This window comes from Variovorax sp. GW460-12-1-14-LB1, assembly GCF_059423605.1.
The window spans coordinates 149,209-165,984 of record NZ_JBWKYF010000003.1; the positions used below are offsets into that span (position 1 = coordinate 149,209).

Consider the following 16,776-nt stretch of genomic DNA (forward strand, 5'->3'; position numbering starts at 1 on the left):
GATCCGGATCATCGACGGCCATGAACACCACACCCCACACTCCTTACGCAGGCAAGAAAGCCGTCATCACCGGCGGCACCCTCGGCATGGGCCTGGCCACCGCGCAGGCGCTGCTCGACGGCGGCGCCGACGTGCTCGTGACCGGCCGCAACCCGCATAACCTGGAGGCCGCGCGCCGCGTGCTCGGCCCGCGCGCCCATGTGCTGGCATCCGACACGGCCTCGCTGGCCGACATCGACGCCCTCGCCGCCACGGTGCGCGAGCGCTTCGGCCGCATCGACCTGCTGCACATCAACGCGGGCATCTCGTCGCTCGAGCCCTTCGAGCAGGTGACCGAGGCCGGCTACGACCGTGCCTTCGCCGTCAACACCAAGGGTCCATTCTTCACCGTACAGCGTCTGGCGCCGCTGATGCCAGCGGGCAGCGCGATCGTCTTCACCTCGTCCATCGCAGACGAAGGCGGCATGCATGGCATGAGCGTGTACAGCGCCACCAAGGCCGCGCTGCGCTCGATGGCCTCGGGCTTCGCGGCCGAGCTGGTGACGCGCGGCATCCGCGTGAACGTGGTGAGCCCCGGCTTCATCGACACGCCCACGCTCGGCGTGACCGACGCGAGCGCCGAGGAGCGCGCCGAGTTCATGCGCCTGGGCGACCAGATCACGCCGATGCGGCGCCACGGCACCTCGGCCGAAGTGGCGCGCGCGGTGCTGTTCTTCGCCTTCGAGGCGACCTTCACGACGGGCGCACGCCTCACCGTCGATGGCGGGCTGGGCCAGGGCCTGACGCCGGCTGCCGCTTGATCCGATCTCTCACCAAGGACCTCACAACATGACCGACGTTTCCCTCATCGGCCTCGGCCCCATGGGCATCGCCCTCGCGCGCGCCCTTCAATCATCGAAGTTCACGCTGACGGTGTGGAACCGCACCGCCGAGCGCGCCACGCCCCTCCTGAACCAGGGCACGGTGCTCGCACCGACGGCCCTGGCCGCAGTGCAGGCGAGCCCCGTGGTGCTGGTCTGCGTGGCCGACTACCCGGCGTCGCGCGCCATCCTCGCCACGCCCGGCGTTCACGACGCACTGCGCGGCAAGGTGCTGGTGCAGCTGAGCACCGGCACGCCGCAGGACGCGCGCGACGACTGGGCCGCGCTCAGCGGCGTGGCGTATCTCGACGGCGCCCTGCTCGCCACGCCGGGGCAGATCGGCCGGCCCGACACGCCGCTCTTCATCTCCGGCGAGGCACGCGCCCTCGCCGCCTGCCGGCCGCTGCTCGAAGCCATTGCCGGGAACATCCAGCACATGGGCGAGCCGATCGGCAACGCGGCCGCCTGGGACTTGGCCACGCTCTCGTGCATGTTCGGAGCGATGAGCGGGTTCTTTCACGGCGTGCGCATCTGCGAAGCCGAAGGGCTGCCGGTGGACAGCTTCGCGCAGATGATCGGCGCGATCTCACCGGTGCTCGGCGAAATGATCCAGGCCGAGGGCGAAGCCATCCACGCCAGCCAGTACGGCGAGCCCGAGAGCTCGATGGCCACCTGCGCGGGATCGGGCCGGCTGTTCGTGAAGCAGGCGCGCGAGGCGCAGCTCGATGCGGGCTTTCCGGATTTCCTGATGGGACAGTTCGAGCGCGCGCTGCGCGCGGGCCTGGGCAACGAGCGCCTGGCCGCGATGGTCAAGGTGCTGCGGCAGCCGCCGCAGCCCGCTTGAACCGCGTCGTGCCTACTGGACGACCGGGCTGCCCGGCAGCTGGTCGCCCAGCGGCTTGAACAGCTGCGCGGTGTCGACCGCGTCGAAGCGGTACTGCTTGCCGCAGAAGTCGCAGCCGACCTCGATGTCGCCGCGCTCGGCAAGGATTTCCTCGGCCTCTTCCACGCCGAGCCCGCGGATCATCTGCGCCACGCGCTCGCGGCCGCAGGTGCAGGCGAAGTGCGGGCCCAAAAGGCCAGCCTGCGGTTCGAAGCGCAGCAGCTTCTCTTCCCAGAACAGGCGGCGCAGGATGGTCTCGACGTCGAGCGTGAGCAGCTCCTCGCGCGTGAGGCTCGACGCGAGGATCGAGATGCGGTTGTATTCCTCGTTGCGGCCGATCTGGTCTTGGTGCGCTTCATCGTGCGTCTGCTGCGAGGTGCCTTCGAGGTTGCCCTCGCCCTTGATGGGCAGGCGCTGGATCAGCAGGCCGGCCGCCACCTTGTCGTCGGCGGCGAGCACCAGCGTGGTGTCGAGCTGTTCGCTTTGCAGCATGTAGTGCTGCAGCACGTCGCTGAGCTTGCCCAGCTTCTGGCCATCGTCGCCGAACAGCGGCACGACGCCCTGGTACGGCGTGGTGCCCGGGAGCTTGTCTTTCGGGTCGAGCGTGATCGCGCAGCGGCCCTTGTTGTTCACGTTGACCATGTCGGGCAGGTGCGCGTCGGCCGGCAGGTCGCCGATCACCTTGGCAGTGGCGCGCAGGCTCAAGTCGGGCTTGGCCTCGGCCACCGCCACCTTCACGGGGCCGTCGCCGAAGATCTGCAGGATGAGTGCGCCGTTGAACTTGATGTTGGCCTGCATCAGCGTGGCCGCGGCCGTCATCTCGCCCAGCAGCTCGGCCACGGGCGGCGGGTAGGCGCCGGTGGCGGTGTTGGAGGCGCGCCGCGCAAGGATCTCCTGCCACGCATCCGTCAGGCGCACGATCATGCCGCGCACCGGCAGGCCATCGAACAGGAATTTGTGCAGCTCGCTCAAAACGGAATCTTTCTCTGTGTGCCTGCGCGGGTCAGGCGATTTTTTTCAGGCCCTTCGCGAAGCGATGGGCGTTTTCTACGTAGTGCTCCGCACTCTGGCGCAGCTTGGCGGCGGCGGCATCGTCGAGCGTGCGCACCACCTTGGCGGGCGAGCCGATGATGAGGGAATTGTCGGGAAACTCCTTGCCCTCGGTCACGACGCTGCCGGCGCCAACGATCGAATTGCGGCCGATCCTCGCGTTATTCAAGACCACCGCCTGGATGCCGATCAGCGAGTTGTCGCCGATGGTGCAGCCGTGCAGCATCACCTGGTGCCCCACCGTCACGTTGTCGCCGATGGTCAGCGGGCAGCCGATGTCGGCGTGCAGCACCGACAGGTCCTGGATGTTGCTGTTGCGCCCGATGGTCAGCACCTCGGTGTCGCCGCGCAGCACGGCGCCGAACCAGACGCTCGCGTTCTCTGCCAGTTCGACGTTGCCCATGACCTGGGCGCTGTCCGCGACCCATGCGCCTTCGCCAAGGCGCGGGGCAATGCCATCCAATTCGTAAATCGCCATCGTGGTTGTCTCCGGAGGGGCAAAACTAGAATTGTAGGGATGCACCCCCGATTGAGCGCGCTGGCCGCGCTGCGCCTGACAGACCCCGACGACAAGGTGGCCGCCACGCGCGCCACGGCTGCACAGGCAGCTACTGTTTCCATAGCACTCGAGCCCCTGCGCACGCCCGGCGACGACGACGGCGTGCCGGGCCGCCCCGAGCGCCCGCTGCGCGTGGCCGCCACCGCCGTGCAGAAGCGCTCGCCCTTCACGCCCGAAGGCCGCGCCGCGCTGATCCATTCGATCTGCCACATCGAGTTCAACGCGATCAACCTCGCGCTGGACGCCGTGTGGCGCTACGACGGCATGCCCGAGGCCTACTACCGCGACTGGCTGCGCGTGGCCGACGAAGAGGCGCAGCACTTCACGCTGCTGCACACGCACCTGCAGGCCATGGGCTGGCGCTACGGCGACTTTCCGGGCCACGACGGCCTGTGGAACATGTGCGAGAAGACCAAGGACGACGTGCTCGCGCGCATGGCGCTGGTGCCGCGCACGCTCGAGGCGCGCGGGCTCGACGCCACGCCGCTGATCCAGTCCAAGCTCAGGCGCGTGAACACGCCCGATGCGCTGCGTGCCGTGGAAATCCTCGACATCATCCTGCGCGACGAAGTGGGCCACGTGGCCATCGGCAACCACTGGTACCGCTGGCTGTGCGAGCGCGCCGGGCTCGACGCCGAAGCCAACTACCCGGCCCTGGTGGCGCGCTACGACGCGCCGCGCCACAAGCCGCCTTTCAACCTCGAAGCACGCGGCCGGGCGGGCTTCAGCCCCGCAGAGCTGCGCGCGCTGACCGATTCCCGCCCCGAATGACCGATGTGATCTCCGACCAGACCTGGTCACGCACCGAGCTGCAGGCTTGCCTGCAGGGCCGCGACACGCCGCCGCATTTCGAACGCTGCCATTTCGACGAGGCCGACCTGTCGCGCCTCGACCTGCGCGGCGCGCAGTTCACGCTGTGCAGCTTCGCTGAAACTTCCTTCGACCGCGCGCAGCTGGCGGACACGCGCTGGATCGGCTGCCGCGCGCGCCAGGCCGACTTCGGCCTGGCCGACCTCACGAACGCGCGCTTCCAGGACTGCGACCTGAACAACACCCAATGGGTGCGCGCCAAGCTGGCCTCGGCGCTCTTCACGGGCGTGAAGCTCACGGGCGCGCACTTCGGCGAGGTGTCGGCGCTGGGCGTGGTGTTCAAGGATTCGCTGCTGGTCGACGCACACCTGCGCGGCCTGTCGTTTCGCAAGCAGACGCTCGCGCAGCTCGACCTGTCGGAGGCCGACCTCTCGGGCTGCGATTTCCGCGAGACCATCTTCGAAGGCGGCAGCCTGCGCAACGCGCACCTGAAGCTCGCGCGCTTCGAAGGCGCCGACCTGCGCGACGTGGACCTGGGCGGCCTGCGGCTGGCCAACGCTGCGCCGTTCAAGGGCGCGACCATCTCCCACCGGCAGGCCGCCGCGCTGGTCGAGGAACTGGGCCTGCGCGTCGTCTGAGATTCAGGACGTCGCGGTGCGGCTGTGCACCACCAGCTTGGGCGTGAAGTATTGAAGCACCTCGCCGCGCTGGTTGCGCGTCTGGCAGCGCATCGAGACCATCGCGCGGCCGGGCTTGGAGCGCGAGGGCGTGATGTCGACCACCTCGCTCACCACATGCAGCACGTCGCCGGGCCGCGTGGGCTTGGGCCACTGCAGCTCGCCGCCCGAGCCGATGATGCCGTCCGCCAGCGGGATGCCGCTGTCGACCAGCAGCTTCATCGTGAGCGCCGCCGTGTGCCAGCCGCTCGCGGCCAGCCCGCCGAAGAAGGTGTTCTTGGCGGCCTCTTCGTCGGTGTGGAAGGGCTGCGGGTCGAACTGCTGCGCGAAGGCCTTGATCTGCGCCGCGTCGAGCAGGTGTTCGCCGCTCTGGAAACGGTCGCCGACCTTCAGGTCTTCGAGATACAGCTTGTCCATGGGAGTCTCCTTGTTGCGTTGCCCGTCATTCTCGGGCGATCAGACGCGCTCGAGGATGGTGGCGATGCCCTGCCCGCCGCCGATGCATTGCGTGGCCAACGCATAGCGGCCGTTCTCGCGCGCCAGCAGCGCCGCCGCCTTGCCCGTGATGCGCGCGCCGGTGGCGCCCAGCGGGTGGCCGATGGCCAGGCCGCCGCCGTCGAGGTTGACGGTGGCCGGGTCGAGCCCGAGGTCGCGGATGCAGGCCAGCGCCTGCGACGAGAAGGCTTCGTTGATCTCGACCACGTCGAGGTCGGCCACGTTCAGGCCCGCGCGTGCGAGCGCCTTGCGCGTGGCGGGAATCGGACCGATGCCCATGACGGCCGGGTCAACGCCCACGGTCGCGAACGAGCGGATGCGCGCCAGCGGCTTCAGGCCGTGCTTCGCGGCGAAGGCGTCACTGGTGACCAGCACGACAGCCGCACCATCGGTCAGCGGCGACGAGGTGCCGGCCGTCACCACGCCGTCGGGACGGAACGCGGGCTTGAGGTTGGCCAGCGCCTCGGCCGAGGTCGAGGGGCGGATGCAGCCGTCGGCATCGATCACCTCGCCGGAGGCCAGGCGCACCGGCACGATCTCGCCGGCCAACCGGCCCTGCGCGCGCGCTTCGGTCGCCTTGCGGTGCGACTCGACGGCCAGCGCCTCCTGGTCGGCGCGGCTCACGTGCCAGCGCTGCGCGACGTTCTCGGCGGTCTCGCCCATCGAGATGTAGGCGTCAGTGTTCGCCAGCAGCTCGGGGCTGGGCGAGAAGTTGAAGCCGCCCTGCGGCACCATCGTCATCGACTCCACGCCCACGCACAGGAAGGCGTCGCCCATGCCCGCCTCGATCTGCGCGGCGGCGATGTGCACGGCCTGCATCGACGAGCCGCAGAAGCGGTTCACCGTCATGCCGCCCACCTCGAGCGGCAGCCCGGCCAGCAGGCCGACGATGCGCGCGAGGTTGTTGCCCTGCGACGCCTCGGGGTAGGCGCAGCCCAGGATGATGTCTTCGAGCAGCGCCGGGTCGAGGTCGGTGCGCTGCAGCAGGCCCTGCACCACGCCGGCGGCGAGCGTGTCGGGGCGCACCCCGGCCAGCGCGCCCTTCTTCGCGAAGTGGAACGGGGAACGGGCGTAGGCGGAAATCACGGCTTTCATGGGAACACTCCTTGGAGAAAAACTACCTTCCAATCGGTAGGCTTCGGGGTTCAAAAAAAGGCACGCCCGGCGTGCCCGTGGTGGAACAGATCGGTCAGTCGAGCGGCAGCGCGCGCCGCAGTTGGGCGATGGCGTCGTCGAAGTCTTCGACGCGGCCCGTCATGCGCGACGCGAGCAGCGCGCCCTGGCACGACGAGAACACGAAGGCCGCGAGCGAGGCCACGGGGTTGTCTTTCTGCGCCTGCGCCGGCACCAGCGCGCCGAGCACGCCGGTGAGCCACATCACCTGCGTGTTGCGCAAGGCCTGCACGGCCTGGCGCAGGTCTTCGTTGATGCAGTCCCAGCCCGGCGCCAGCGCACCCGCCGGACACAGGCCCGCGCCGGCCTTCAGCGTGTTGCGGTACATGCGGAAATAGGATTCGAGCGCGTCCTTGGGCTCGCGTGCGCGCACCGCCACCCAGTCCTTGAAGCCCTGCGTGGCGCCCTGGATCACCGCGATGCCCAGCGCTTCCTTGGTGGGAAAGTGGTGGTAGAGGCTCGCCTTGCGCACGCCCACCGCGTTGGCCACGTCCTGGAAGCTGAAGCCCAGGTACGAACGGGTTTCGATGAGCCCGCGCGCCACCGCGAGGATCTGATCGCGGGTGCCGCCGGGGGCCAGGGTGGAAGCGTCGTGCATCTACCTACTATAAGGTAGGGAAACACCACCCTGCAAGCGCCGGGGTCAATCGGCCTTGATGCCCGCGGCCTTCACGATGCGGCCGTTGCTCTCGAACTCGCTGGCGATTTCCTTGGCGAAGGCAGCCGGCGTGCCCGGGGCCGGCACGTTGTCGGTGGCCGTGAGCTTGGCGCGCAGCTCGGGGCTGGCGAGCGCCTTGTTGATCTCGGCGTTGTACTTCGCAACCAGCGCCGCCGGCGTGCCCGCGGGCGCGAACACGCCGAACAGCGAATGGATGTTGGCCGCGCTGTAGCCCAGCTCGGCCAGCGTGGGCACCTGCGGCAGGCTCTCGAGCCGCGCGGGCGCGCCGGCCGCCAGCGGGCGCAGCTTGCCCGACTGGATGTGCGCCGACAGCGTCGGGCTGGCGTTCGTCGACAAAATTTCGAACTGCCCGCTCAGCGCATCGTTGAGCTGCTGGCCGCCGCCCTTGTACGGCACGTGCGTGATGTCCACGCCGGCCGTCGCGCGCACCTGCTCGAGCACGATGTGCCCGAGCGAGGCCGGCCCCGACGTGGCCCAGCGCACCGCGCCGGGCTGCGCCTTGGCCTCGGCAATCAGCGCACGAAAGTCCTTCGCCTTGCTGGCCGGCGTGGCCACCAGCAGCACGGGCGAATACATCACGCTGGCCACCGGCACGATGTCCTTCAGCGGGTCGAACGGCAGCTTGCCCAGGTGCGGGCTCAGCACCAGCGGGCTGATGGCCGAGAAGCCCAGCGTCGCGCCGTCGGGCGCGGCCTTGGCCACGGCGTCCATGCCGATGGCGCCGCTCGCGCCCGCGCGGTTGTCGACGATCACCGTGGTGCCCAGCTGCACGGCGAGCCGGTCGCCGAGCGCGCGCGCGACCACGTCGCTCACGCCGCCCGCCGGGTAGGCCACGATGAGCCGCACGGTGCGCGGCACGGCCTGCGCATGCGCGCCGCTGGCCGCGCACAGCGCCGCGGCGGCGAGCAGCCGGGTCGTGGTGCGGCGCGAAGGCTTGGAGGCGGCGAGGAAGTTCATGGTGTCGATGAAAGGCATGCGTCGAGGAGAAGAAGAAAGATCGGTCAGTCCAGCTGCAGCTTGCGCTCGCGGATCAGCTTGGACCACTTCTCATTGTCCGCCTTGACGAAAGCCGCAAAGGCCGCCGGGCCGAGCGGGTGCACCTCGGCACCGGCCGTCGCGAACTTGGCCTTGATCTCGGGCGTCGCCAGTGCTTTCGCAAGTTCACCCGACAGGCGATCGACCACCTCCTTGGGCATGTTGGCGGGGCCGACCAGGCCCTGGAAGCCGACCGCCTCCATGCCTGCGAGGCCCAGCTCCTTCACCGTCGGCACGTCGGGCAGTTGCGGGTCACGCACCGGGCCGGTCACGGCCAGCGCCTTGAGCTTGCCGCCCTTCACCTGCGGCAGCAGCACGCTGCCCGCGTCGATGAGGATCTGCGTCTGCCCGCCGAGCAGGTCCTGCACGGCCGGCGCGCTGCCCTTGTACGGCACGTGCGTCATGTCCAGGCCCGTCACCTGGTTCATGAGCTCGCCGTTCAGGTGCGTCGAGGTGCCGTTGCCGCCCGAGGCGAAGTTGACCTTGCCGGGCTGGCCCTTGGCCCACGCCACGAACTCCTTGAGGTTCTTCGCCGGATGGTCGGGCCGCGTCACCGCGATGTAGCTGCCCTGGCTGATCTGGCCGATGTAGGTGAACTGCTTGATCGGGTCGTACGGCGGCTTGCTCTGCAGGTACGGCGCGATGGCGAAAGGGCCGGTGTTGGCCAGCAGCAGCGTGTAGCCGTCGGCCGGCTGGCGCGTGAGCTCGGTGGCCGCGATCATGCCGCTCGCGCCCGGCTTGTAGTCGACCACCAGCTGCTGCTTGAGCGCTTCCTGCAGCGGCACCTGCACCGTGCGCGCCGCGAAGTCGATGCCGCCGCCGGGCGGGTAGCCGACGATCAGGCGGATGGGCTTGGCGGTGGGAAAGCCCTGGGCGATGGCAAGGCCGGCGGTCGTGGCCAGTGCGAGGCCGGTGCAGAGTCTGCGAAGGTTCATGGATGTCTCTCGATGTCTCTTGAATAAGAGCATCCATTTTGAAACATCGCCGGACCTCCGGCTCGCACCTGCTCAGGCTTCCTGCGCCTCCACGTCGTTGCCGATGAAGTTACGCCCGCGCGCCCCGCCCTGCGCATGGCGCAGCATCTCGCGCGCCTCGTCCTCGCCCACGCCGTAGTCGGCGAAGCGCGTCTTCACGCCCAGCGATTCGATGAAGGCCGCGAGCTGCGTCGGCGCGTCGGCCAGCGGCATGCGCAGCGCCTGCGCCAGCACCGCGTCGCGGTCGGGCCGGCGGCCGATGGCGCGCGCCAGCACCATCGGCAGCGGGAACGAACAGGCGATGCCGTGCGGCAGGCCGTAGCGCAACGTCATCTCGTACGAGATGGAATGCGCGAGCGCGGTCTTGGTGTTGGAAAACGCCATGCCCGCCTTCAGTGCGGCCAGTGCCATGCGCCCGCGCAGGTCGACGTCGTCCAGCCGCGCCATGAGCTGCGGCAGCACCTCCAGCGTGTCCTGCACGGCCGCCACGGCGAAGGTGTCGGACAGCGGATTGGCGTTGACGTTCCAGATGGCTTCGAGCGCATGCGACAGCGCATCGAGCCCGCTCTGCAGCGTGACCGCCGCCGGCAACGACAGCATCAGCTCGGGGTCGATGACCGCATGGCTCGGCCAGGTCTGCGGCAAATGCAGCGAGTACTTCTTCTGACGCTCGCGGTCCCAGATGGTGGCCCAGGGCGTGACCTCGCTGCCGGTGCCGGCCGTGGTGGGCACGGCGATGAGCGTCTTGTGGCGCGTGGCGACGAAGGGCCGCTCGCCCGCGAGGCCCGCCACCAGGTCCGCGAAGCGCCCGTGGTCGTCGGCCACCATCAGCGCCTTCGCGGTGTCGATGGCGCTGCCGCCGCCGACCGCGACGATCACTTCCACGTCGGCATGCGTGCGCCAGAACCATTCGTAGGTTTCGGCCAGTTCCGCCACGTCGGGGTTGGGCCGCGTCTGGTCGAGGGTGCAGGCCAGCGCGTCGCCGAGCACCGACGCCAGCCGGTCGAGCAGGCCCAGCACGCGCGCCTCGGGAAAGGTCACCAGCGCGGCGCGCCGGCCTTCGAGCAGCTTCGGCAGGGACAGCAGGGCCCCTGCCCCGTACACGCTGTGCACGGGGTTGTGGTAGTTGGCGCTCATGGGAAAGTGGCTTCAGGAGACGGCAAGAGCCGCGGGGAGGGAGCGGGCCATCAGCGCGCGCCCTGCTGGATCCAGCCGCGCAGCCGGGTCGAGAGGTAGTCGGCCGTCATGACCATCACGACGATCACCAGGATGCAGGTCGCCGTGTCCTGGTACTGGAACAGCTTCATGCTGCCCACGAGCTCGAAGCCGATGCCGCCCGCGCCCACCATGCCCAGCACGGTGGCCTGGCGCAGGTTGGTCTCGAAGCGGTAGACGATCACGCCGATCCACGCGGTGACCACCTGCGGAATGACGCCGAAGATGATGGTCTGGATCGGCCCCGCGCCGGTGGCGCGCAGCGCCTCGATCGGGCCCTGGTCGATCTCCTCGATCGACTCGGCGAAGAACTTGCCGAGCATGCCCGCACCATGCAGCGCCAGTGCCAGCACGCCGGGGAACGGACCGAGGCCGACGGCCGCCACGAAGATCAGCGCCAGGATGATCTCGTTGATGCCGCGCGTGATGTTCAGCACCTGCCGCATCGCGTGGAACACGGCGACGTTCGGCGAGATGTTGCGCGCCGCAAAGAAGCACAGCGGCACCGCGAGGATCACCGCCAGCAGCGTGCCCCACAGCGCGATCTGCACGGTCTCGATGGCCGGCTTCACGAGCTTACCCATGAACTCCCAGTTGGGCGGCAGCATGCGTCCGAGGAAGTCGGCGATCCAGGGCATGCCCTTGCCGAGTTCGCTGAAGCTCACCTGGCTGCCGATGGCCGCCCACCAGAGCACGCCGATGCCGGCGAGCACGGCCACGGCGTACTTCCACCAGCCGGGGTTGCCGGCGCTCTTGGCGATCAGCAGGTTGTAGCGTCCGAGGGCGATCATGATTGCTCCATGGCGAGTTGCGGGGCGGTGCGCACCGGCGCCGCATGAAGGGCCGCAGCGGGGACGCTCGGCGTTGCGGTGTCAGGCTCTGCGCCCGCAGTGGCGGCGTCGGTGCCCTCTTCCACGCCGCCCGGATAGATGAGGTGCAGCACCTCGTCGGTCAGTTCGTCGGGCCGGCCTTCGAACACGATGCGTCCGGCCGCCACGCCGATCACGCGCTGCGCGAACTCGCGCGCGTAGTCGACCTGATGGAGGTTGCAGATCACCGTGATGCCGTCCTGCCGGCTGGCCTGCTTCAGGTAGTTGAGCACCTTGCGCGAGGTCTTCGGGTCGAGGCTGGCCACGGGCTCGTCGGCCAGGATCACCTTGGGCTTTTGCGCCAGCGCGCGTGCAATGCCCACGCGCTGCTTCTGCCCGCCCGAGAGCGTGTCGGTGCGCAGGTCGGCCTTGGGGTCGAGCTCGACGCGGCGCAGGCATTCGCGGGCGATGGCGATGTCCTTCGCGGGGAACACCTGGAACCACGACAGGAGCGCGGGCATCGAACCCAGCCGCCCCGTCAGCACGTTCTTGAGCACCGACAGGCGCGGCACCACGTTGTAGTGCTGGAAGATCATCGCCACGTCGCGGCGCACCTTGCGCAGCCCGGCGCGGTCACCGCGCGAGCGCTCGCCGTCGACGTGGATCTCGCCTTCGCTCGGCTCGGCCAGGTGGTTGATGCAACGCAGCAGCGTCGACTTGCCCGCACCCGACGCGCCGAGGATGACGACGAACTCACCCTTGGCCACCGTGAGGTCGACACGGTGAAGCGCGGTGAAGTCGCCGTAGCGCTTGCACAGCCCGCGGATTTCGATCATTTCATCTTCCTCAGGTCGAGGTTCAGCACCTTCGCCGTGTCGCGGATGATGTTGTAGGCCGCGTCGTTGGTCGGATGGAAACCGTTGAGCAGGCCCTGGTCGGACCAGGGGATGTCCTTCACCTGCAGGAAGGCGGCCTGCACGCGCGTCTTCAGGTCGGCGGGCAGGTCCTTGCGCCACACGGTGGGCGACTCGGGGATCGGGTCCGACTTCCAGACCTCGACCAGGTCTTCGCGCTTGACCAGGCCCTTGGACACGGCGGCATCGAGGATGCGGTCGGCAATGGCCGCGGCATCGACCTTCTTGTTCTGCACCGCGATCGCGCTCGAGTCGTGCGAGCCCGAGAAGATCACGCGGCCGAAATCCTTGTCGGGGTTGAAGCCCGCCTTCAGCAGGCCGGCCTTGGGAAACAGATGGCCCGAGGTGGAGCTCGGATCGACGAAGGCGAAGGTCTTGCCCTTGAGGTCGGCCACCGTCTTGATGCCGGTGTCCTTGTGGGTCACGATCTGGCTGTGGTACGAGGTGCGCCCGGCCTTCTTGGTCTCGGCCACCGCGAAGGCCTCGATGTCGGCCACCGTGGTGCCCAGCACATACGAGAAGGGGCCGAGGTAGGCCACGTCGAGCCGCTTGGAACGCAGCGCTTCGATCACGCCGTTGTAGTCGGCCGCCACGAAGGGCTTGACCGCGAAACCGAGGGCCTTGGACAGCATGTCCATCATGGCCTGGCTGTTGGCAATCATGGCGCGCGAGTCCTCGGAAGGAATCAGCCCGACAGTGAGAACCTGCTGTGCCCGTGCCATCGGCACGAAGGCGGACGCTGTCACGGCGGCAGTGCCGAGCAGCAGCTTTCTACGCTTCATCATGGTTGTCTCCGGTGGTCTGCGTTGCATGGAATCCTCAGGTCGTTTCGAAGGGCAAAAGTACCCGTCTCGAGTCTTCCAGTCGTGCATGTCATGGTCATGACAACGTGAGGATTCGGGACGTCCGGCGTGTTTCTGTCGAGGCCTGGTCCGTCTTGAGCGCGAGTACATCACTGGTACTCATATCGATCAAATTCAAATTTTTTCGATGATCTATATACTGAACCTATAGATCAGAAAGGCTCCCGCGATGCGCCTCACCCAGCTGCGTTCCTTCTATGCCGTGGCCCGCGAAGGCAGCTTCACGCGGGCCGCCGAGCACCTGCATGTGAGCCAGCCCACCATCACCACGCAGGTGCGTTTTCTCGAAGAGGCCTACCAGGTCGAGCTCTTTCACCGGCGCGGCCGGCGCGTGCAGCTCACCGAGATCGGCGAGCAGCTCATGCAACTCGCGCAGCAGATCTTCAGCCTCGAAGGCGATGCAGTGGCGCTGCTCGGCGACGCCGGCAAGCTGCGCACCGGCCACCTGCGCGTGGCGGCCGTGGGCCCGTACCACGTGACCAAGATGCTGGTCGACTTCAGCCTGCGCTACCCCGACGTGAAGGTCACGGTGAGCACCGGCAATTCACAGGACGTGCTCGACCGCCTGCTCGACTACAGCGCCGACGTGGGTGTGCTCGCGCAGCTGGTGCGCGACGACCGCTTTCTGTCGGTGCCCTTCAGCCAGCACCCGGTCGTGATGTTCGTTCCCTCCACGCACCGCTTCGCGAAGCGGCGCAACATCCGGCTCGCGGAGCTGCAGGGCGAACGGCTCATCCTGCGCGAACAAGGATCGACCACGCGCAAGGCGCTCGAGCTGGCACTGACCAAGGCCAAAGTCGAGGTCGACGTGGTGATGGAGATCAGCAGCCGCGAAGTGATCCGCGAAGCCGTGGCGCAAGGCCTGGGCATCGCGGCCGTGTCGGGCGTGGAGTTCGTGCCGGGGCCCAACCTGCACATGGTCGGCTTCAGCGACACCGAAATTTTCACCTACGCCCACGTGCTGTGCCTGGCCGAGCGGCGCGAGATGCGCATGGTGAGCGCCTTCTACGACACGCTGGTGCCGGCCATCGAGGCGCGCAAGCGCAAGAGCTGAGAACGAAGGCTGCGTCAGCCGCGCGGATGGTGCGCCGCGTGCAGCTGCTTCAGGCGCTCGCGCGCCACGTGCGTGTAGATGGTGGTGGTCGAGATGTCGGCATGGCCCAGCAGCAACTGCACCGCGCGCAGGTCGACGCCATGGTTCAGCAGGTGTGTCGCGAACGCATGGCGCAGCGTGTGCGGCGACAGCGGCACGTGGATGCCGGCCGCCGCGGCCTGCTTCTTCACGATGACCCAGAACATCACGCGCGTCATGCCCGCACCGCGTGCGGTCACGAACAGGTCGGGCGTCTGCTGGCCGTCGAGGATCACGGGGCGCGACTCGTCGAGGTAGCGTTCGATCCAGCGCCGCGCCTCGCCGCCGAAGGGCACGAGGCGTTCCTTGTTGCCCTTGCCGAGCACGCGCAGCACGCCGTCGTTCAGGCTCATGTCGATCGCCTTCAGCGCCACCAGCTCGCTCACGCGCAGGCCGCTCGCGTACATCAGCTCCAGCATCGCGCGGTCGCGCAGGCCGAGCGGGCTCTCGACATCGGGCGCGGCCAGCAGGTCGTCGACCTGCTTCTCGGACAGCGTCTTGATCGCGCGCGGCATCTGGCGCGCGGGCATGAGGCGGATGCTCGGGTCGGCCGTGATGCGGCGCTCGCGCAGCGCCCAGCGGTAGTAGCGTTTGAACACCGTGAGCCGGCGATTCGCCGAAGTCGCCTTGCCCTTGGTGGACAGGCGCACGCCCATGTAGGCCTGCAGGTCGGTCTCACGCGCGGCGTCGAGCCCCATGCCGCCCCGCTGTTCGCGCAACCACTGCGCTAACAGCGCGAGGTCGCGGCGGTAGGCGGCCAGCGTGTTCTTCGACAGCCCGTCCTCGAGCCAGAGGGCGTCGATGAAGGTGTCGATGTCGGCGGTGGGGGGAGCGGCGGTGGCCTCGGTCATGCGATGCAAGATAACAAAAGAAAAAGCCGCCCGGAACGCGGGCGGCTTTCGGGGGAAGCGAAGAGGCTCAGTCGAGCTTGAGGTTCTGCTTCTTCACGACCTGCTTGTACACGTCGAACTCGGCCTTGATCTGCGCGGCGAACTGGTCGGGCGAGTTGGCCACGATCAGCGAGCCGGTGTCTTCGATGCGCTTCTTCACGGCCGGATCTTCCACCGCCTTCTTCACGCCCGCGTTGATCTTGTCGACCACTTCCTTCGGCAGGCCCTTGGGGCCGAGGATGCCGTAGTAGGCCATGCGGTTGACCGGCTCCAGGCCGACTTCCTTGAAGGTCGGCACGTTCGGCAGGCCGGCCACGCGCGTCGGCGCCGACACCACGATCGGCACCAGGCGGCCGCTCTGGATGAAGGGCATGGCCGAGGGCAGGTTGTCGAAGATGATCGGCACCTGGCCGGCCACCACGTCGTTCAGCGCCGGGCCCGCGCCGCGGTACGGGATGTGCGTGACGAAGGTGGTGGTCAGGCTCTTGTACAGCTCCATCAGCAGGTGGCCGATGCCGCCCGTGCCCGACGAGGCGTACGAATACTTGCCCGGGTTCTTCTTCAGCTCGGCCACGAACTCGGCGTAGTTCTTGGCCGGGAAACTCGGGTTCACCGCGATCACGTTCGGCGTGGCCGCGATGTTGATGATCGGCGTGAAGTCGGTGATCGGGTCGTACGGCGTCTTCGGGTTGATGGCCGGGTTGGCGGCGGTGCTCGACACCGTGGCCACGCCCAGCTTGTAGCCGTCGGCCGGCGCGCGCGCGGTTTCGGCCGCACCCACGATGCCGCCGCCACCGGCGCGGTTGATCACCACCACGGGCTGGCCCAATACCTTGCCCAGCGGGTCGGCGATCACGCGCGCCACGATGTCCGTCGTGCCGCCGGGTGCGAACGGCACGCTCAGTTCGACCGGCTTGGTGGGATAGCCCTGCGCGAAACTCTGGCCTGCCACTGTGACCAGCGCGGCAGCGCCCACGAACGCGCTCCATTGACGACGTTGCATCGATAACTCCTTGACTTGACGGAACCGGCCGGGGCGGCCGGAAAAAAGCGAAGCCCGGATGCTAGCGGGTCGGGGCTTTCCGTCATGCTGTGGAATACCCACGGTTGTGCCGGTTTATGCTCGAAGCGGTGAACTACGCGCAGCTGCTCTTCCCCGATTTCTCCCTCATCGCCATCGGCTGGCTCCTGTGCCGCTACACCGCGCTCGACCGCCGCGTGTGGGACCAGGTCGAGAGCCTGGTGTATTACTTTCTATTTCCCGTCCTGCTGTTCCATTCGATCGTGCGCAGCCCGCTCGACTTCGGTGCGACCTCGAGCCTGCTGACCGCGGGCGTGGGCGTCGGGCTGGCCGGCATCGCGATGGCCTACGCCCTGCCCTTCGTGCCGGGCCTGCGCACGCACATCGACCGGCACGACCACGCCGCGAGCGCACAGATCGCGTTCCGCTTCAACTCCTTCATCTGCCTGGCGCTGGCCGAGCGGCTGGCCGGGCCCGAGGGCCTGCTGCTGATCGCGGTGCTGATCGGCGTGTGCGTGCCGATGTTCAACATCGCCGCCGTGTGGCCGATGACGCGGCACGCGCAGACGGGCTTCGTGCGGCAGCTGGTGCGCAATCCGCTGATCGTGGCGACGCTGGCGGGGCTGCTGGCCAATGTGCTGGGGCTCACGGTGCCTGGCTGGTTGACGCCGACGCTCACGCGGATCGGGGCTGCGTCGCTGGCGTTGGGGTTGCTGGCGGCGGGGGCGGGGATGCAG

General features: G+C 68.5%; 19 protein-coding genes. 6 read left to right on the plus strand and 13 right to left on the minus strand.

Features of this window, described 5'->3' with window-relative positions:
* Nucleotides 1-20 precede the first annotated feature (20 nt).
* Both AC07Y4_RS02965 and AC07Y4_RS02970 read left to right on the plus strand, forming a co-directional pair.
* Complete coding sequence (locus AC07Y4_RS02965; protein ID WP_487849201.1) at nt 21-800, plus strand: SDR family oxidoreductase; 780 nt, start codon at nt 21-23, stop codon at nt 798-800.
* A gap of 28 nt (nt 801-828) precedes the next feature.
* Nucleotides 829-1,704 carry an NAD(P)-dependent oxidoreductase gene (locus tag AC07Y4_RS02970; protein WP_487849202.1) on the plus strand — a complete coding sequence of 292 codons (876 nt, stop codon included), beginning with the start codon at nt 829-831 and terminating at the stop codon, nt 1,702-1,704.
* Between the two features lie 12 nt (nt 1,705-1,716).
* Here the strand turns inward: AC07Y4_RS02970 and hslO are convergent, their stop codons facing one another.
* Nucleotides 1,717-2,715: an Hsp33 family molecular chaperone HslO gene (gene hslO / locus AC07Y4_RS02975; protein ID WP_487849203.1), complete on the minus strand. Its 999-nt coding sequence runs from the start codon at nt 2,713-2,715 to the stop codon at nt 1,717-1,719.
* A gap of 31 nt (nt 2,716-2,746) precedes the next feature.
* Nucleotides 2,747-3,271: a gamma carbonic anhydrase family protein gene (locus AC07Y4_RS02980; protein WP_099796276.1), complete on the minus strand. Its 525-nt coding sequence runs from the start codon at nt 3,269-3,271 to the stop codon at nt 2,747-2,749.
* 39 nt (nt 3,272-3,310) lie between these two features.
* Here AC07Y4_RS02980 and AC07Y4_RS02985 point away from each other — a divergent pair, with 39 nt between their 5' ends.
* Both AC07Y4_RS02985 and AC07Y4_RS02990 read left to right on the plus strand, forming a co-directional pair.
* Nucleotides 3,311-4,123, plus strand: coding sequence for a ferritin-like domain-containing protein (locus AC07Y4_RS02985; protein WP_487849204.1), 813 nt, complete (start codon nt 3,311-3,313; stop codon nt 4,121-4,123).
* Nucleotides 4,120-4,800 carry a pentapeptide repeat-containing protein gene (locus tag AC07Y4_RS02990; RefSeq protein WP_495274180.1) on the plus strand — a complete coding sequence of 227 codons (681 nt, stop codon included), beginning with the start codon at nt 4,120-4,122 and terminating at the stop codon, nt 4,798-4,800. Before AC07Y4_RS02985 ends, AC07Y4_RS02990 begins: the two co-directional genes overlap by 4 nt.
* Before the next feature lie 3 nt (nt 4,801-4,803).
* Here the strand turns inward: AC07Y4_RS02990 and AC07Y4_RS02995 are convergent, their stop codons facing one another.
* From AC07Y4_RS02995 to phnD, 9 genes are all read right to left on the minus strand, one after another.
* Complete coding sequence (locus tag AC07Y4_RS02995; protein WP_062474638.1) at nt 4,804-5,256, minus strand: MaoC family dehydratase; 453 nt, start codon at nt 5,254-5,256, stop codon at nt 4,804-4,806.
* 39 nt (nt 5,257-5,295) lie between these two features.
* Complete coding sequence (locus AC07Y4_RS03000; protein WP_487849206.1) at nt 5,296-6,429, minus strand: thiolase family protein; 1,134 nt, start codon at nt 6,427-6,429, stop codon at nt 5,296-5,298.
* A gap of 94 nt (nt 6,430-6,523) precedes the next feature.
* Nucleotides 6,524-7,105: a TetR/AcrR family transcriptional regulator gene (locus AC07Y4_RS03005; protein ID WP_487849207.1), complete on the minus strand. Its 582-nt coding sequence runs from the start codon at nt 7,103-7,105 to the stop codon at nt 6,524-6,526.
* A gap of 45 nt (nt 7,106-7,150) precedes the next feature.
* A complete protein-coding gene (locus AC07Y4_RS03010) occupies nt 7,151-8,143 on the minus strand; it encodes a Bug family tripartite tricarboxylate transporter substrate binding protein (protein ID WP_487849342.1) in 993 nt (330 codons plus the stop codon).
* A 44-nt stretch (nt 8,144-8,187) separates the two neighbouring features.
* Complete coding sequence (locus AC07Y4_RS03015; RefSeq protein WP_062482231.1) at nt 8,188-9,156, minus strand: Bug family tripartite tricarboxylate transporter substrate binding protein; 969 nt, start codon at nt 9,154-9,156, stop codon at nt 8,188-8,190.
* Between the two features lie 72 nt (nt 9,157-9,228).
* Nucleotides 9,229-10,332, minus strand: coding sequence for an iron-containing alcohol dehydrogenase PsrA (psrA, locus tag AC07Y4_RS03020; RefSeq protein ID WP_487849208.1), 1,104 nt, complete (start codon nt 10,330-10,332; stop codon nt 9,229-9,231).
* Between the two features lie 50 nt (nt 10,333-10,382).
* Complete coding sequence (gene phnE, locus AC07Y4_RS03025; RefSeq protein ID WP_139705634.1) at nt 10,383-11,201, minus strand: phosphonate ABC transporter, permease protein PhnE; 819 nt, start codon at nt 11,199-11,201, stop codon at nt 10,383-10,385.
* On the minus strand, nt 11,198-12,055 hold the full coding sequence (gene phnC / locus AC07Y4_RS03030; RefSeq protein WP_487849209.1) for a phosphonate ABC transporter ATP-binding protein: 858 nt from the start codon (nt 12,053-12,055) through the stop codon (nt 11,198-11,200). Before phnC ends, phnE begins: the two co-directional genes overlap by 4 nt.
* Nucleotides 12,052-12,915, minus strand: a complete 864-nt coding sequence (phnD, locus tag AC07Y4_RS03035) for a phosphonate ABC transporter substrate-binding protein (protein ID WP_062482233.1) — start codon at nt 12,913-12,915, stop codon at nt 12,052-12,054. Before phnD ends, phnC begins: the two co-directional genes overlap by 4 nt.
* 250 nt (nt 12,916-13,165) lie before the next feature.
* On the opposite strand from phnD, the gene AC07Y4_RS03040 reads away from it, so the two are divergent.
* Entirely contained in the window at nt 13,166-14,050 is an 885-nt protein-coding gene (locus AC07Y4_RS03040) for a LysR substrate-binding domain-containing protein (RefSeq protein WP_487849210.1), read from the plus strand.
* Between the two features lie 14 nt (nt 14,051-14,064).
* Here the strand turns inward: AC07Y4_RS03040 and xerD are convergent, their stop codons facing one another.
* Nucleotides 14,065-14,979 (minus strand): site-specific tyrosine recombinase XerD, encoded by a 915-nt coding sequence (gene xerD / locus AC07Y4_RS03045; RefSeq protein ID WP_495274181.1) that lies wholly within the window; start codon nt 14,977-14,979, stop codon nt 14,065-14,067.
* Nucleotides 14,980-15,046: 67 nt separating this feature from the next.
* Entirely contained in the window at nt 15,047-16,021 is a 975-nt protein-coding gene (locus tag AC07Y4_RS03050) for a tripartite tricarboxylate transporter substrate binding protein BugE (RefSeq protein ID WP_447743126.1), read from the minus strand.
* A 116-nt stretch (nt 16,022-16,137) separates the two neighbouring features.
* Between AC07Y4_RS03050 and AC07Y4_RS03055 the strand changes: the two genes are divergently transcribed.
* The coding region (locus AC07Y4_RS03055) for an AEC family transporter (protein WP_495274182.1) at nt 16,138-16,776 on the plus strand (639 nt) is incomplete at its 3' end.

Excerpts from the sequence above, each read along its gene's own strand:
- phnE (WP_139705634.1), bottom strand. The coding sequence starts at position 11,201 with ATGATCGCCCTCGGACGCTACAACCTGCTGATCGCCAAGAGCGCCGGC.
- AC07Y4_RS02985 (WP_487849204.1), top strand. The coding sequence starts at position 3,311 with ATGCACCCCCGATTGAGCGCGCTGGCCGCGCTGCGCCTGACAGACCCC.
- AC07Y4_RS02970 (WP_487849202.1), top strand. The coding sequence starts at position 829 with ATGACCGACGTTTCCCTCATCGGCCTCGGCCCCATGGGCATCGCCCTC.
- phnC (WP_487849209.1), bottom strand. The coding sequence starts at position 12,055 with ATGATCGAAATCCGCGGGCTGTGCAAGCGCTACGGCGACTTCACCGCG.
- AC07Y4_RS02995 (WP_062474638.1), bottom strand. The coding sequence starts at position 5,256 with ATGGACAAGCTGTATCTCGAAGACCTGAAGGTCGGCGACCGTTTCCAG.
- AC07Y4_RS02965 (WP_487849201.1), top strand. The coding sequence starts at position 21 with ATGAACACCACACCCCACACTCCTTACGCAGGCAAGAAAGCCGTCATC.
- phnD (WP_062482233.1), bottom strand. The coding sequence starts at position 12,915 with ATGAAGCGTAGAAAGCTGCTGCTCGGCACTGCCGCCGTGACAGCGTCC.
- AC07Y4_RS03015 (WP_062482231.1), bottom strand. The coding sequence starts at position 9,156 with ATGAACCTTCGCAGACTCTGCACCGGCCTCGCACTGGCCACGACCGCC.
- AC07Y4_RS02990 (WP_495274180.1), top strand. The coding sequence starts at position 4,120 with ATGACCGATGTGATCTCCGACCAGACCTGGTCACGCACCGAGCTGCAG.
- AC07Y4_RS02980 (WP_099796276.1), bottom strand. The coding sequence starts at position 3,271 with ATGGCGATTTACGAATTGGATGGCATTGCCCCGCGCCTTGGCGAAGGC.
- AC07Y4_RS03005 (WP_487849207.1), bottom strand. The coding sequence starts at position 7,105 with ATGCACGACGCTTCCACCCTGGCCCCCGGCGGCACCCGCGATCAGATC.
- AC07Y4_RS03050 (WP_447743126.1), bottom strand. The coding sequence starts at position 16,021 with ATGCAACGTCGTCAATGGAGCGCGTTCGTGGGCGCTGCCGCGCTGGTC.
- AC07Y4_RS03010 (WP_487849342.1), bottom strand. The coding sequence starts at position 8,143 with ATGAACTTCCTCGCCGCCTCCAAGCCTTCGCGCCGCACCACGACCCGG.
- psrA (WP_487849208.1), bottom strand. The coding sequence starts at position 10,332 with ATGAGCGCCAACTACCACAACCCCGTGCACAGCGTGTACGGGGCAGGG.
- xerD (WP_495274181.1), bottom strand. The coding sequence starts at position 14,979 with ATGACCGAGGCCACCGCCGCTCCCCCCACCGCCGACATCGACACCTTC.
- AC07Y4_RS03040 (WP_487849210.1), top strand. The coding sequence starts at position 13,166 with ATGCGCCTCACCCAGCTGCGTTCCTTCTATGCCGTGGCCCGCGAAGGC.
- AC07Y4_RS03000 (WP_487849206.1), bottom strand. The coding sequence starts at position 6,429 with ATGAAAGCCGTGATTTCCGCCTACGCCCGTTCCCCGTTCCACTTCGCG.